12 protein-coding genes are annotated in these 13,437 nt (G+C 62.2%); 5 read left to right on the top strand and 7 right to left on the bottom strand.

Annotated elements, in window-relative coordinates:
• Nucleotides 1-156: 156 nt before the first annotated feature.
• The 3 genes from J2Y48_RS00205 to J2Y48_RS00195 all read left to right on the top strand — a co-directional run bounded on the left by J2Y48_RS00205 (nt 157) and on the right by J2Y48_RS00195 (nt 2,711).
• A complete protein-coding gene (locus tag J2Y48_RS00205; RefSeq protein ID WP_310410921.1) occupies nt 157-1,512 on the top strand; it encodes an FAD-containing oxidoreductase in 1,356 nt (451 codons plus the stop codon).
• A 123-nt stretch (nt 1,513-1,635) separates the two neighbouring features.
• On the top strand, nt 1,636-2,292 hold the full coding sequence (locus J2Y48_RS00200; RefSeq protein WP_310410918.1) for a VOC family protein: 657 nt from the start codon (nt 1,636-1,638) through the stop codon (nt 2,290-2,292).
• A 95-nt stretch (nt 2,293-2,387) separates the two neighbouring features.
• Complete coding sequence (locus J2Y48_RS00195; RefSeq protein ID WP_310410916.1) at nt 2,388-2,711, top strand: ATPase inhibitor subunit zeta; 324 nt, start codon at nt 2,388-2,390, stop codon at nt 2,709-2,711.
• A gap of 191 nt (nt 2,712-2,902) precedes the next feature.
• Here the strand turns inward: J2Y48_RS00195 and J2Y48_RS00190 are convergent, their stop codons facing one another.
• The 3 genes from J2Y48_RS00190 to J2Y48_RS00180 form a co-directional block, all read right to left on the bottom strand.
• A complete protein-coding gene (locus J2Y48_RS00190; RefSeq protein ID WP_310410914.1) occupies nt 2,903-4,546 on the bottom strand; it encodes an MFS transporter in 1,644 nt (547 codons plus the stop codon).
• A 70-nt stretch (nt 4,547-4,616) separates the two neighbouring features.
• Complete coding sequence (glsA, locus tag J2Y48_RS00185; RefSeq protein ID WP_310410912.1) at nt 4,617-5,621, bottom strand: glutaminase A; 1,005 nt, start codon at nt 5,619-5,621, stop codon at nt 4,617-4,619.
• Between the two features lie 290 nt (nt 5,622-5,911).
• Nucleotides 5,912-6,793: a LysR family transcriptional regulator gene (locus J2Y48_RS00180; RefSeq protein ID WP_310410910.1), complete on the bottom strand. Its 882-nt coding sequence runs from the start codon at nt 6,791-6,793 to the stop codon at nt 5,912-5,914.
• 120 nt (nt 6,794-6,913) lie between these two features.
• Here J2Y48_RS00180 and J2Y48_RS00175 point away from each other — a divergent pair, with 120 nt between their 5' ends.
• Nucleotides 6,914-8,410 (top strand): CoA-acylating methylmalonate-semialdehyde dehydrogenase, encoded by a 1,497-nt coding sequence (locus J2Y48_RS00175; protein ID WP_310410907.1) that lies wholly within the window; start codon nt 6,914-6,916, stop codon nt 8,408-8,410.
• Between the two features lie 170 nt (nt 8,411-8,580).
• Here J2Y48_RS00175 and J2Y48_RS00170 read toward each other — a convergent pair whose 3' ends face one another.
• Both J2Y48_RS00170 and J2Y48_RS00165 read right to left on the bottom strand, forming a co-directional pair.
• Nucleotides 8,581-9,600 carry a DUF1254 domain-containing protein gene (locus tag J2Y48_RS00170; RefSeq protein ID WP_310410905.1) on the bottom strand — a complete coding sequence of 340 codons (1,020 nt, stop codon included), beginning with the start codon at nt 9,598-9,600 and terminating at the stop codon, nt 8,581-8,583.
• Between the two features lie 247 nt (nt 9,601-9,847).
• On the bottom strand, nt 9,848-10,918 hold the full coding sequence (locus J2Y48_RS00165; protein ID WP_310410902.1) for a Fe(3+) ABC transporter substrate-binding protein: 1,071 nt from the start codon (nt 10,916-10,918) through the stop codon (nt 9,848-9,850).
• A 134-nt stretch (nt 10,919-11,052) separates the two neighbouring features.
• Between J2Y48_RS00165 and rirA the strand changes: the two genes are divergently transcribed.
• A complete protein-coding gene (gene rirA, locus J2Y48_RS00160; protein ID WP_310410899.1) occupies nt 11,053-11,517 on the top strand; it encodes an iron-responsive transcriptional regulator RirA in 465 nt (154 codons plus the stop codon).
• A 121-nt stretch (nt 11,518-11,638) separates the two neighbouring features.
• On the opposite strand, the gene J2Y48_RS00155 is transcribed toward rirA, so the two are convergent.
• A complete protein-coding gene (locus J2Y48_RS00155; protein ID WP_310410897.1) occupies nt 11,639-12,046 on the bottom strand; it encodes a hypothetical protein in 408 nt (135 codons plus the stop codon).
• Nucleotides 12,047-12,236: 190 nt separating this feature from the next.
• Complete coding sequence (locus J2Y48_RS00150; protein ID WP_310410894.1) at nt 12,237-12,950, bottom strand: helix-turn-helix transcriptional regulator; 714 nt, start codon at nt 12,948-12,950, stop codon at nt 12,237-12,239.
• Between the last annotated feature and the right edge of the window lie 487 nt (nt 12,951-13,437).

Below are 13,437 nucleotides of genomic sequence, written 5' to 3'. Positions count from 1 at the left end.
AAGTGATGAGGCGCGGTTCTGGCGGGAAAAACGCCGCCCGGTGCATCGGCGGTGCGCTCGGTCCCTCCAATATGCTATGTTGACCGGTGCGAATGCGGGGATGGTGCGGGACGCCCCATCGTGACCATCGCCCGGAGGTCGTTTCGGAGCGGTCTGATGCGACAGTTCGATGCGATTTTTGTCGGCGCCGGCCAGGCGGCCCCCTTCCTTGCTGCGCGGATGGCCGAGCGCGGCATGAAGGTTGCGCTGATCGAACGAAAGTTCCTCGGCGGAACCTGCGTGAACGCCGGTTGCATGCCAACCAAGACGCTGGTGGCCAGTGCCCGAGCGGCGCATGTCAGCCGCCGCGCAGCCGACTGGGGCGTGAGGATCGCGAGTGAAGTCGCGGTCGACATGCAAGCCGTACGTCGCCGCGCACACCAGGTGACCATGGACGCCCGCAATGGGCTGGCGGACTGGCTCGGCGGCATGGATGGAGTGTCCATCATTTTTGGCCACGCGCGTTTCGTTGCGGCCCACCGGGTCACGGTCAACGGCGACACCCTCACTGCCCCGCGGATATTCCTCAATGTCGGCGCCCGTCCGGTGATCCCCGATTTCCCCGGCATCGAAGACATCGACTACCTGACCAGCACCTCGATCCTCGAACTCGACACGCTGCCCCGCCACCTCGTGATCATCGGCGGCAGTTATATCGCCTTGGAGTTCGCCCAGATGTATCGGCGCTTCGGAGCAAACGTCACCGTGATCGAGCGTGGCGCGCGGATCGCCTCGCGCGAGGACGATGATATTTCCAGTGCGATCCGCGACATCCTCGAGGCGGAAGGTGTCGACGTCCGCACGGAGGCTGAGCACGTTGGGTTTTCCCGGGCCGGTAACGGGATCCATGTGTCCCTGAACGGAGGCGGCATCGATGCCAGCCACGTACTCGTTGCGACCGGCCGCAAGCCGAACACGGATGATCTGGATCTCGACGCCGCCGGCGTTGCCGTCGATCCCCGCGGCTACATTGCCGTCGATGACGGGCTCGAAACCAACGTATCAGGTATCTGGGCGCTCGGCGACTGCAATGGGCGCGGAGCCTTCACCCACACGTCCTATAACGATTTCGAGATCGTTGCTGTAAATCTTCTCGACGGTGAGGACCGCAAGGTGTCGAGCCGGATCCCGGCCTACGCCCTCTATATCGATCCGCCGCTCGGCCGGGTCGGAATGACCGAGAGGGAGGCCGCCTCATCGGGCCGCAAGGTTCTTGTTTCCCGGCGGCCGATGGAACTGGTCGGGCGAGCAAAGGAGCGCGCCGAGACAAGAGGTTTCATGAAGGTAATCGCCGATGCCGACACCGGGGAAATACTTGGTGCCGCGATCTTGGGCATTGAGGGTGACGAAGCCATTCACGGCATCATCGATGCCATGAATGCCGGAACGCGCTACACCGAGTTGCAATGGGCGGTGCCGATCCATCCGACGGTCTCGGAGGTAATCCCGACGCTCCTGCGGGGGCTTGGCTGAAGCGACGACGCCAGGGAGCGATCCGCCCCCGGGCCGATGCATCGGTTGCGCAGCGCGCGATGGCGATTGCGATCGACGACGGACCCACGATACCCGCCAGCCAACTGACAGGAAGGAACGACGATGTCTCAATCGGCAAAAACCAGTGACGCAGCAGCCGCGCGCCCCAAGGCTGTCAACGGCGAGCTGAAGCTCGAGGTGGTCGTCATTCCTGTTTCGGATGTCGATCGCGCCAAGGATTTTTACGGCGGTCTGGGCTGGCGGCTCGACGCGGATTTCCCTGTCGGTGACGCCTTTCGGGTCATACAGTTCACGCCGCCGGGCTCCCAGTGCTCGATCCATTTCGGCAAGGGGATCACGGCGGCTGCCCCGGGCTCTGCAAACGGAACCTATCTCGTTGTATCGGACATCGAGGCCGCACGCGCCGACCTTGTTGCTCGCGGCGTCGATGTGGGCGACGTGTTTCACCGTGCCGGTCCGGGAAAGCCGCAGGTCAAGGGCCGGGATCCGGAGCGCAGCAGTTACTTCTCCTACGCCACCTTCAGCGATCCGGACGGCAACAGTTGGCTGCTGCAGGAAATCACAGCGCGTCTGCCCGGGCGTGTTGAGGCGACAAGCACGGCTTTCACGTCGCCGAGCGAACTTGCGGCAGCGCTTCTCCGGGCGGAAGCCGCGCATGGCGAGCATGAGAAGCGGACAGGTCAGCGTGATGCAGACTGGCCGGCCTGGTACGCCGAGTACATCGTGCAGGAACAGGCAGGGGGGCCGCTGCCGCAATGAGTGAAGCAGCGACGGGCAGGTGGCCGGCTATTAAACTATACTGCTCACAGCGCGTTGCCAGGACTGTCCCGGACTAGCGGCATTGGAGATTGTCAATGAATAGCCTTCACGCGGACATCCTGAGAATGGCACGGCGCAACAGGCTGGTTGGCATGTGGGCAGCGGAAAAATTGGGTCTCGTCGGTGAAAGCGCCAAGGCCTATGCGAATGACCTCGCCAGGGGCGCGCTCGATATCGAACGCAATGACGTGCTTGCCATCCTTCGCAAGGACTTCGATCGTGCCGGCGTGGTTCAATCCGATGAGCAGATTCTGAACATAATGAGCCAGTCCTGGCTGGAGGCCGGAAGAGGGGCGAAGGGCACCGATTCCAGCGACGCCGCGCTCGTGCAGATTGTGCGCAATCTGCAGTCGAGGTGATGGATTTTGCGCACAAAGAACGCTGGCGCGGGCCTCACGCGTGCGGTCTGAAGGCCGATCTATGGCTGCCATCAGCCGCCGAACCGCTCTGCTCGGAGCCGAAGCGGTCACAGACAATGTCCGAGCATTGCCCCATCCTGCGCCGGGCTTAGTGCAGCCCCCGCTCCCCACCGACAACGCGTCTCTACTGTTCATGTCCTTCGCTGCGGGAGCGAGTCGTCCGGCAATTCTCCCGGGCGATAGCCGGGCAGCCGGCCCGCCGGAAGGATCGTCAGAAGAGCCAGTCCAGCCATAAGGAGCAGGCCGATCTTCAGCGCGCGCAGCCGCGCCTCGGTATTGACGCGCACTGCCTCCGCCACTTGCTCCGGCGTTGCATCGGTGCCGGCAAGGACGGTCTCCAGCCGGTCGTTGCTGACGAAGTTGATGTTGTCGAGGTCCACCTGCGCCTGCAGTTCGGGCGTGAGTTCCGGGCTCGCGGCGATCCTGGCTATGGCGACGGTGCTCAACAGACCGACGAGGAGCGCTCCGGCAACGGCCGTCCCGACCGCCGATGCGAGGTTCTGTGTGGTGCCGCGCAGCGCCCCGACGTCGCCCGCAAGTTCCTTCGGCGAGGCCGTGACCAGCACGTTGAACACCAAGGTGACAAGCGAACCCTGGCCGATGCCGAACACGATGAGGCCGAGGAGCACCGGCCACTCGCTCCAATCGTTGCGGACGACGAAGGCGAGCCACACCAGGCCGATGGCGCAGAGTATGAAGCCATAGCGGCCGATTTGCCGGGGGGTCAGGCGGTCGTAAAGCCGCACGATCAGCATCGCCGCGAAGAAGACCGTGAGATTGAACGGCATCATCGCGATCGCGGTCGCGATCGGCGTCCGGCCCTGCACGATCTGGATATACAGCGGCACCGTGAAGTTGAGCGCGGCTTCGAGTGCGACGACCGAAAACATGGCATAGACCGCGGCTCTCTCCTGGAGCGAATCGATCACCTCCAGCGCTAGCAGCGGTGTCCGCCCTGTTTCCTGGCGCCGCCGCGTCCACATCAAGAACGCCTGACCAAGCACGACGCCCACAACGATGAAGATCGGAGCAGGCGACAGGCCGAGAAGGCTGAAAGGTGCGTTTGCCGTCGCAAACCCGAGACCCCATCGATTGAGATTGTTGAAGCCGAAGCTGATAAGCACGATGGCCGCCGCGGCCAGGACGACGCCGACGGCATCGATCCTGACGTCGGGGCGGCCCTCGTCCACCTTGAGCCGGAAGCTCAAGAGAAAGACGAGCGCCGAAGCGGCGATCAGGATCCCGAAAACCGGGCGCCAACCGATATAGGTGCCGAGAATGCCGCCGATGATAAACGCCAGCACGCCGGCCGCGGCGCGTGCGGAGCCGAGCGCTCCGACCGCCGTGGCCTGCTGGCGGCCCTTATAGTTTTCCGCAATCAAGGCAACCAGGGATGGCACGATCACCGAGGCCGACGCACCGCACAGCGCTTGGGCGGCAATCATCAGCGCGGCCGTCGGACTGAACGTCATCAATATTTGTGAAGCGCAGAAAAGCACGACAGCGGCGCGAAAAACGCGCGCCGCGCCATAGCGTTGATTGAGCTTCGCACCCAGCATCACGAACCCGGCGACCAGCATCCCGTAGGCCACGATGCCGGTAGCAATGGTCGTGGGCGGAACATTGAAGCTTTTCACCATCCCACCGAGCGCCACCGGCAGCGATGCAACGTTGAAGGACATGATCATCTGCCCGAGCGCGATCGCAATCATCGGCACCCACGATGCCTTCAGCTCCGCTTGTTCGGCCGGGACATAGTTGGCTTCTGCGGACATGACTTCCTCCAGATCCAGTGGCGGTCGGAATCGAACGGCGATCGGAGAGACGCTGAGCCTTAGCGTCCACTTACACTTCAGGATTCGAGACGAAGAGATCCATCCCCAGGCGCTGGGACAGGAATTTTGCGGCCAGCTGTCCCTTTACGCTGTTGCCGGCGGCGTCGAGCCGGGGCGCGAACGTGCCGAAACCGCCCTTACCCGGCGAGACGGCAACAATGCCGCCGCCGATCCCGCTCTTTCCCGGCAACCCGATGTCGTAGAGCCAGTCGCCGGAGGTCTCGTACAAGCCGGCAGTGACCATCACGGCGAGCGTGTAGTGACACACGCCGGCATCGACCACCCGTTGCTTCGTGACCGGATTCACGCCGCCATCGGCAAGCGTCGCGCCCATCACCGCAAGGTCCCTCGCGCTGACGTTCAGCGAGCACTGCCTGGTGTAGAGGTCGGTCGCCTCCTTCGCGTCGGAGTAAATTCTGTCATAGCTCTGCAGCAGACGGGCGATGCTGCGATTGCGGAAGTTTGTTTGCGATGCCGACGCATAAACCTCCTCGTTGAGCGGCAATGCCCGCCCGGCGAAACGCGACAGTCCGTCATGGATGAACGTCCACTTCTCGTCGGCGGTCGCACCCGGCACGAGGCTCGTCGTTGCGATGGCACCGGCATTCACCATCGGATTGGTTCGCCCGTCGGGCGCCCGCTCGATGGCGCCCAACGAATTGAACGCCAACCCCGTGGCGTTCGCCCCGAGCTTGTCGCGCGCTTGTTCCGGACCGATCGCCTCGCACACTAGCGCGAACAGGAACGGCTTCGACACGCTCATGATCGTGAAATCGTAGTCGATGTCTCCGGCAGACCAGACATCGCCGCTCGTCCCGGCGATGCACACCCCGAAGAAGTCGCCCGGCACCCTGGCAAGCGCCGGATAGACCTGCGAAATCTCACCGTCGGTGTTCGACTTGAAGCGCGCGTGGGCGTCAGAGACCAGATTCTGCACGATCCCGGGATCGGGTAGATGACCCGTCGAGATATACGGCCAGTGGGCTTGCTCCGTGATCGACTGCGGCGAGTGCATGTACACTCCTCCCAATCCTCTTTCAGGAAACTGTCTGGCTTGCCGCTTTCAACAATGCGCTTTTGCTGCGGAAGCTACAACCGTGAAACCTCACGGCGCGCGATATACGCGCAATTATATCCCCCATCGAGCGCTTGTCCACGTCCCGCGCAGCATCAATTCGCATGCTCGACCTGAAGCTGAATTCCAGCCGGCGGCGCCCAATCTTCCGGCGGCGACCATCCACCGGTACCGATAACCAGTCTGGCGGCCTGCGGGAACGTCGGCGCGGCGTGGTTGTCGCACTCGTCTCAAAGAAATATCCGCTGCTCCTGCTCCACCAACTCCTGCACGTACGCCGTAACGGTGCGAACGCGGGCGAGGTCGCGGGCGCTTTCGTGATAGGTGGTCCAGTAGGCGCGGCGGATCGTCGTTTCGGGCAGGATGCGCACGAGGTCCGGGTCCTGGCGGGCGATATAATTGTGCAGGATGCCGATGCCGGCGCCAGAACGCACCGCCTCGGTCTGTCCCGTCGCGCTGGAGATCTCGAAGGCGGCGTTCCAACTGCGCATGATCTCGCCGGTGAAGTCGAGCGAGGCAGTGAAGATCAGGTCCTCGACGTAGCCGATGCGGCGGTGCGCCTTCAAGGCCTCCACGTCAATCGGCTCGCCGTGCGCGGCAATGTAGCTGCGGCTCGCATAGAGGCCGAGCGTGTAGTCGGTCAGCTTGGAGGACACCAGCCGACCCTGTTCGGGGCGTTCCAGCGTGATGGCGATATCGGCCTCGCGCTGGGAGAGCGAGAAGGAGCGCGGCACCGGCACGAGCTGGATCTTCAGCTCGGGATGGCGCGCCGTGAGCCGGCCGAGGCGCGGGGCGAGGAAGGAGACGCCGAAGCCGTCCGGCGCGCCGATGCGCACCGTGCCCGCCACCGCCGCATCGATGCGGCCGATCTTCGCCTGGGCGGATAACATCTCCGTTTCCATTCGCTCGGCGGCATGAAAAAAGACTTCGCCCTCGGCCGTCAGGTCGCAGCCGTTGGTTCGCCGCACCAGGAGACGCGTCTTCATCTCCTGTTCCAGCGCGCTGATGCGACGACTGAGCGTCGCGTGGTTGACGCCGAGCCGGCGCGAGGCCGCGAGCAACTGACCGGTGCGCGCCACTGCGAGAAACATGCGAACGTCGTCCCAGTTCATTTCTTGGCCTTCGCTACGGTCGTGGACTATAATTTCTGCACAACGGTTGCTTATCGGAAGCGATTGAGTTGAGCAAATTGTAGTGCGATCATGCGCCCCATAACATCTGGAGGATATCCCATGCGTGAGATCGGACATTTCATCGGCGGCAAGCACGTGGCCGGCAAGAGCGGCCGCACGGCCGACGTCTACAATCCTGCGACCGGCGAGGTCCAGGCCAAGGTAGCGCTCGCAAGCGAAGCCGAAATGGCCGCCGCCGTCGAGGTCGCCAAGGCCGCTCAGCCCGCCTGGGCCGCGACCAACCCGCAGCGCCGCGCCCGCGTCTTCATGAAGTTCGTCCAGCTCTTGAACGACAACATGAACGAACTCGCCGAGATGCTCTCCAGGGAGCACGGCAAGACGATCGAGGATTCCAAGGGCGACATCATCCGCGGCCTCGAGGTCTGCGAGTTCGTCATCGGCATTCCGCACCTCTCCAAGAGCGAGTTCACGGAAGGCGCCGGCCCGAACATCGACATGTATTCGATCCGCCAGCCGGTCGGCATCGGCGCGGGCATCACGCCCTTCAACTTCCCGGGCATGATCCCGATGTGGATGTTTGCGCCGGCGATCGCCTGCGGCAACGCCTTCATCCTGAAGCCGTCCGAGCGCGATCCGTCCGTGCCGATGCGCCTGGCCGAATTGATGATCGAGGCCGGCCTGCCGGCGGGCATCCTCAACGTCGTCAACGGCGACAAGGGCGCGGTTGACGCGATCCTGACGCACCCGGACATTGGCGCCGTTTCCTTCGTTGGCTCCACGCCGATCGCCCGCTACGTCTACGGAACGGCGGCGATGAACGGCAAGCGCGCCCAGTGCTTCGGCGGTGCCAAGAACCACATGATCATCATGCCCGATGCCGACCTAGACCAGGCCGCCAACGCCCTGATCGGCGCCGGCTATGGCTCCGCCGGCGAGCGCTGCATGGCGATCTCGGTCGCCGTCCCGGTCGGTGAGGACACCGCCAACCGCCTGATCGACAAGCTGGTGCCGATGGTCGAAAGCCTGCGCATCGGTCCCTATTCCGACGAAAAGGCCGATCTCGGCCCGGTCGTCACCAAGGAAGCCCAGGCCCGCATCAAGGGGCTGATCGACAGCGGCATCGAGCAGGGCGCCAAGCTGCTCGTCGACGGCCGCGACTTCAAGCTGCAGGGTTATGAGGACGGCTATTTCGTCGGCGGCTGCCTGTTCGACCACGTCACGCCGGACATGGACATCTACAAGACCGAGATCTTCGGGCCGGTCCTGTCGGTCGTCCGTGCGAAGAACTACGAGGAAGCGCTTTCCCTGCCGATGAAGCACGAATACGGCAACGGCGTCGCGATCTACACCCGCGACGGCGACGCCGCCCGCGACTTCACCTCGCGCATCAACATCGGCATGGTCGGCGTCAACGTTCCGATCCCGGTTCCGCTCGCCTACCACTCCTTCGGCGGCTGGAAGGCCTCGTCCTTCGGCGACCTGAACCAGCACGGCACGGACTCGATCAAGTTCTGGACCCGCACCAAGACGGTGACGAGCCGCTGGCCGTCGGGCATCAAGGACGGCGCCGAGTTCGTCATCCCGACGATGAAGTGATCAGCTCAGAAGTAAAGAAACAGGCCCCCGCGAGGGGCCTGTTTTTTCATGCGCGCCGAAAGCGTGTATCGCGAGCATTGACAGGACAATCTGCAGGCGGCCGCCAGGCTCCAACCGCGACCGACTTGTCGTGGCGCCGTGAATTCGACGCGATGGGCCCAGATCCAGCTTCAGCCTGCCGGCTCGGGATTGGGAAATTTCCACTCGCCATTCAGGATTTCTGCACGTGGCCGATAGAGCCGCACCGTATAGTTCCAGCCGGGCATGATTGGCAGGCAGTTTGAAATTTTTCCGTCGCAGCCTCCGAATTGTACGGTGACAGCGCCGTCCGGGTCTTTCTTCGCGGTAAGATCGTTAAGTGAATAGGCGTTGTAGGGATTCTTCTCGAAATAGCCGGCGGCATTGTAGACGCTGATTGACCAGAAGGCGTCCACCGGGACGTCTGCCACACGGAGCTTGTAGACGGTCTTTCCGTCATTCTTCGGCACCTGCGTTCCGATATAGGTCGCGTCCTTGTCCGGATTGCCGCCCCATCCTGCCGCGGTGCCGATCAGGTGCTTGATCGGGTCGACTTGCTCCTTGGTGCCGAAAGCGTGCTTGAAGCCGTCGGTGTGCTCGGCAAGCATCAGCAGAGCATTGCGGATCTCCGTCAGGCTTTTCTGGTCCCAGTTCGGCAATTCGAGCTTCCCGGGGCTTTCCTGGCTGACCTTGATCGCGTCCTGAAGCTTGTGAACCTCGTCGAGGTCGCCTGGCTGATTGGGATCGACCAAGGTGCGGATTGCGACCGTTACGTAACGGGTCCCGACGTCCTTCTCGGTGAGCGTGTGCGGCTTCTGGTCGTAGGCAACGAAAGGGACGTAATGGTCTTCGTTGACGATTTGCATCGACATGAAACGCTTGCCGGCGTCGGGGAGCGTAATCGTCACCGGCGCGGCTGCGAGATCGAAAACGCCGAAGGAATAGAGCGTGTCGCGGTTCAAGCGGATGACGGTCTGGTCGTCGATCGAAGCGGGCTCACGATTGTGGTGCAGCTTGCCAAGGCCTGCCTTTGCATTGGCGGCCATGTAATTGTCGGACTCGGCACGTGCAAAGGTTTCGACTGTGACCGGCGTTGTGATGTCGGTCGAAGATTGCGCGAAAGCCAGTGGAGCTAAAACGAGGAATGGGAATGCACTGATCACTCTCTTCATGGGTATCTCCTCGGGTGCATGCGCAAACAATCTATGCGAGCAATGTGACATGTCAATTTCGAGGTCATGCGCGAGCGCATCGAGCCGGGCGGGGGGGGCCAGATAACGTCCGCCGTGTTGCTGCCGGCGTGTCGCGCCCTGATACACCAATGGGGGCACGGGCCGTCAGGGAGAAACAAAAAACCCCGCCGTTGGCGGGGTTTGCAGAGAGGCAAACAGCGACTGCCGTAGCCGCAGCGGGAGCCAGTTAGTTCGTCGGTCCGTCGTTGAAGCCGACCTTGTCGACCAGTTCGGAGGCCTTCTTGCGGTTGGCGGCGATGTCGGCGAGCGGCAGCGTGTCCGGCTTGATCGTGCCGAAGGACTTCACGACGTCGGAGGGCTCCTTGCCCGGCATCACCGGATATTCGTACACCTGCTCGGCATAGATTTCCTGGGCTTCGCCGGAGGCCAGGAAGTCGATCAGCTTCTGGGCGTTTTCCTTGTTCGGGGCATACTTGGCCATTGCCACGCCGGAAACGTTGACGTGGGTGCCGCGGTCATTGGCGTTCGGGAACAGCACCTTGATCGAGTTGGCCCATTCCTTCTGCTCCGGCTCCTTCTCGTTCGTCAGCATCAGGCCGACATAGTAGGAGTTGCCGAGCGCCAGGTCGCATTCGCCGGCGAAGATCGCCTTGGCCTGGTCGCGGTCGCCGCCATCGGGCTTGCGCGCGAGGTTGTTCTTCAGTCCGGTGAGCCACTTCTCGGTCTCGGCTTCGCCATGGTGGGCGATCATCGAGGCGAAGAGGCCGATGTTGTAGGAGTGCTGACCGTCGCGGGTGCAGATCTTGCCCTTCCACTTCGGGTCGGCCAGTTCCTCGTAGGTGATGTCGTTCTGGGCGACGCGATCCTTCGATGCGTAGACGACCCGTCCGCGGGTGGTGAGGCCAACCCATGCGCCGTCCGGATCGCGATACTGGGCGGGAATGTCAGTGTCGATGATCGCGCTCTTGATCGGCTGCGTGATGCCGGCATCCTTGGCCTCAGTGAGGCGGCTGATGTCGACGGTGAGGATGACGTCGGCGGGGGAGTTCTCGCCTTCGGCCTGAATGCGCTCGACGAGGCCCTTGTCGAGGAACAGGACATTGGTCGCGATCCCGGTCTCGGCCTTGAAGCGGTCGAGCAGCGGCTGGATCAGGTCGGGCTGGCGATAGGAATAGATGTTGACCTCGCCATCCGCCAGCGCGGGAATGGCGGTGCTGGCGGTGAGCGACAATGCGATCGCGAGCTTCTTGAGATTGGCCAAGGGTCTGTTCTCCGTATACTTAACTCTGCGGCTCATCTTTTAGAACCTGTTCTCGAACAGTCAACTGGGGTATTCAAAATAACATGAAAGTGATTATCCGGTTTTTTGGAATTGTTCCAAAGTTTGATACAGCCTATATGTAGGACCACAGATCGAATTCGGAGCTTGAGATGCGCCTGACGAAACAGACGAACTATGCCGTGCGGCTGTTGATGTATTGCGCGGCAAACGGAGAGAAGCTGAGCCGCATCCCGGAAATTGCCAAGGCGTACGGGGTGTCCGAGCTCTTTCTCTTCAAGATTCTGCAGCCGCTGACGCGCGCGGGTCTGGTCGAGACCGTGCGGGGCCGCAACGGCGGCGTGCGGTTGCCAAGGGCCGCTTCCGAAATCACTCTTTTCGACGTCGTGCGGGTGACCGAGGATTCCTTCGCAATGGCGGAGTGTTTCGAGGCGGGCGAAATCGAGTGTCCGCTCGTCGACAGCTGCGGGCTGAATGCGGCGCTGCGCAAGGCGCTCAATGCCTTCTTCGAGGTCCTTCAGCAGTACACGATCGATGATCTCGTCAAGGCCCGTCCGCAGATCAGCTTCCTGCTTGGCATCGAAAACGCGCGCGTCGAGCGCCAACCGGCGGCCTAAGACAAACACCCATCACAATTTTCGGCGACCTGGCTGTGCCTAGCGGGTCGCCGGGTCAGGAATCGCGCCTGCTGGCTGGTCGTCGCACATTGCAGCCGTCGCTCGCGGCTCGGCGGATGAGCTATCCGTCCGATCGGTTTTCCCGTTCGATATACTCCTGGATGATGAAGCCGATGGCGGTCGAATCGAGTTCGGTCTTGTCGATCCGGAAGTCGACCCCGTAATCCTCGATCGTCTGAAAATAGGGGTCGGTGATCGAGGACGAGATCACGCCGACCGGGCCGATATAGCCGTTCTGGCGCAATTCCGGCACCGTCTCACGGAAATCGACTTGCGGCTGAAGTCGGTTGTCGATCAGGATCATGTCGAGAGCCGGTTCGCCGCTGCGGATGAACGCCAGGGCGGCTTCTATTGTCTCGACGTAGTGTAGCTTGATCTCTACGTTCGCCACCTTGCGCATCAACGCCCGCATGATGACGTTCTCCGCGGGATCGTCATCGACGAGCAGGATGTTCACTGTGACGGTCATGGCTATCTCGGGCTGATCGAATTCAGGGATGCATCGGCCGGATGGCGGTCGGGCCACTTGACGTCCGCCTGCTGGCAAAACCTGCCGTTCCCATCCGAGCATCACTCTGGTTCAGGCGGTGACGTTTCACAATCCCTCCGGGTGCGGATATGGCCGTTGACGCGACGTTGGCCAGCGAAACGGCCGCCTTCTACAGGATGATCTGTTCGCGAATTGCCTTCGCCACCATCTGCGTACGATTGACCACGTCCAGCTTCTTCAGGATTGTCGCCGTGTGCGAGTTCACGGTGTGCTCCGAGACCGATACGATAAGGGCGATTTCGCTCGCCGTCTTGCCATAGGAAATCCACCGCAGGATCTCGGTTTCGCGCGGGGTCAAGCCCATCCCGGTCTTGGCCGAAAGGACAATCCGATAGAAATAGTCGAAGACGCAGCCGCTCTCGTAGCAGAGTTGCATGTGCTGTTGCCGGCCGATGTCCTCGATGTCGCCCAGATAGAGGACGGCGTAGCGCGCGCCCGTGGGCGCATGAACGGGCACGCACACCGCCAAGTCAAACCCGAGCTGGCCGAGCAGTTCGTTGTCCCCTCCCTCGGGACTCGGAGTTTGGGCATGCCACACCGTCGAGATTGTGGAACTGTGCAGGCTCTGGAAGACGTCGGATTCGCTGAAGCGGTGGCGCTGGTCATAGGTTTCGGCAAGCCCGGCCGGCAGATCGTGCAGTGCCAGCTTGCCGGAGAGATTGCTGCCCTCCTGTTCGGCGGCAAGCTGCAGCACGCCGAAGTGCTCGAAACCGTAGCGCAGGGCGATGCCGTGAAACAATCGAAAGAAATCGACGCGATTGAGAGCCTTCTCCAAATCGCTTTCCAGGTCGTACCTGCGATGATGCTGCGAAAGTGCGGCCACCGGGTCTCCCAACCATCGAGCGATGAAATGAGTCTAGCGCCCCGAACGCCGGGAGCAAGGGGCAATCCGCAATCGCGTCAGCGTTTCGCGTATGCGAGCGTTTTGCGGATGTGACATTGTTCTGGATCGGAGTCTAGGTTTGAAGCTGGAAGAGCTGCATCCTTGTTGCGGTACGCCTTGCCGCCAGCACGGCGTGCCAGAATGCAGCTCTCCTGCCTCACGCCATGCGTTTGCCACGGGGCTTACCGGGGAGGCTATCGTTCAACGTCAGGATTGACAGCCGATTTGCAGTGGTTTTGCGATTCTCCACGCGGCCTGCCGAGACACGTGAGAAAGTCCCAAAAATGCCTCCTGAGGGTGATTATTCCCTAGTGTTCTCCATTTGGATAAATTTATTCGCGGACTTATTGCATTCCCGCGGCAAATATCGTTCCATCCGCGCAAGGCCGGGGCCCCTAATAGCGCCCGCGTCCGGACACGAGAGAAC

This window comes from Mycoplana sp. BE70 (assembly GCF_031455855.1).
Lineage (GTDB): Bacteria > Pseudomonadota > Alphaproteobacteria > Rhizobiales > Rhizobiaceae > Mycoplana.
This window is presented reverse-complemented; position numbering and strand designations above follow the sequence as displayed.

Coding starts and splice junctions, on each gene's coding strand:
- J2Y48_RS00170 (WP_310410905.1), bottom strand. CDS start 9,600: ATGAAGAGAGTGATCAGTGCATTCCCATTCCTCGTTTTAGCTCCACTG.
- J2Y48_RS00175 (WP_310410907.1), top strand. CDS start 6,914: ATGCGTGAGATCGGACATTTCATCGGCGGCAAGCACGTGGCCGGCAAG.
- rirA (WP_310410899.1), top strand. CDS start 11,053: ATGCGCCTGACGAAACAGACGAACTATGCCGTGCGGCTGTTGATGTAT.
- J2Y48_RS00200 (WP_310410918.1), top strand. CDS start 1,636: ATGTCTCAATCGGCAAAAACCAGTGACGCAGCAGCCGCGCGCCCCAAG.
- J2Y48_RS00190 (WP_310410914.1), bottom strand. CDS start 4,546: ATGTCCGCAGAAGCCAACTATGTCCCGGCCGAACAAGCGGAGCTGAAG.
- J2Y48_RS00180 (WP_310410910.1), bottom strand. CDS start 6,793: ATGAACTGGGACGACGTTCGCATGTTTCTCGCAGTGGCGCGCACCGGT.
- J2Y48_RS00195 (WP_310410916.1), top strand. CDS start 2,388: ATGAATAGCCTTCACGCGGACATCCTGAGAATGGCACGGCGCAACAGG.
- J2Y48_RS00205 (WP_310410921.1), top strand. CDS start 157: ATGCGACAGTTCGATGCGATTTTTGTCGGCGCCGGCCAGGCGGCCCCC.
- J2Y48_RS00155 (WP_310410897.1), bottom strand. CDS start 12,046: ATGACCGTCACAGTGAACATCCTGCTCGTCGATGACGATCCCGCGGAG.
- J2Y48_RS00165 (WP_310410902.1), bottom strand. CDS start 10,918: ATGAGCCGCAGAGTTAAGTATACGGAGAACAGACCCTTGGCCAATCTC.
- glsA (WP_310410912.1), bottom strand. CDS start 5,621: ATGCACTCGCCGCAGTCGATCACGGAGCAAGCCCACTGGCCGTATATC.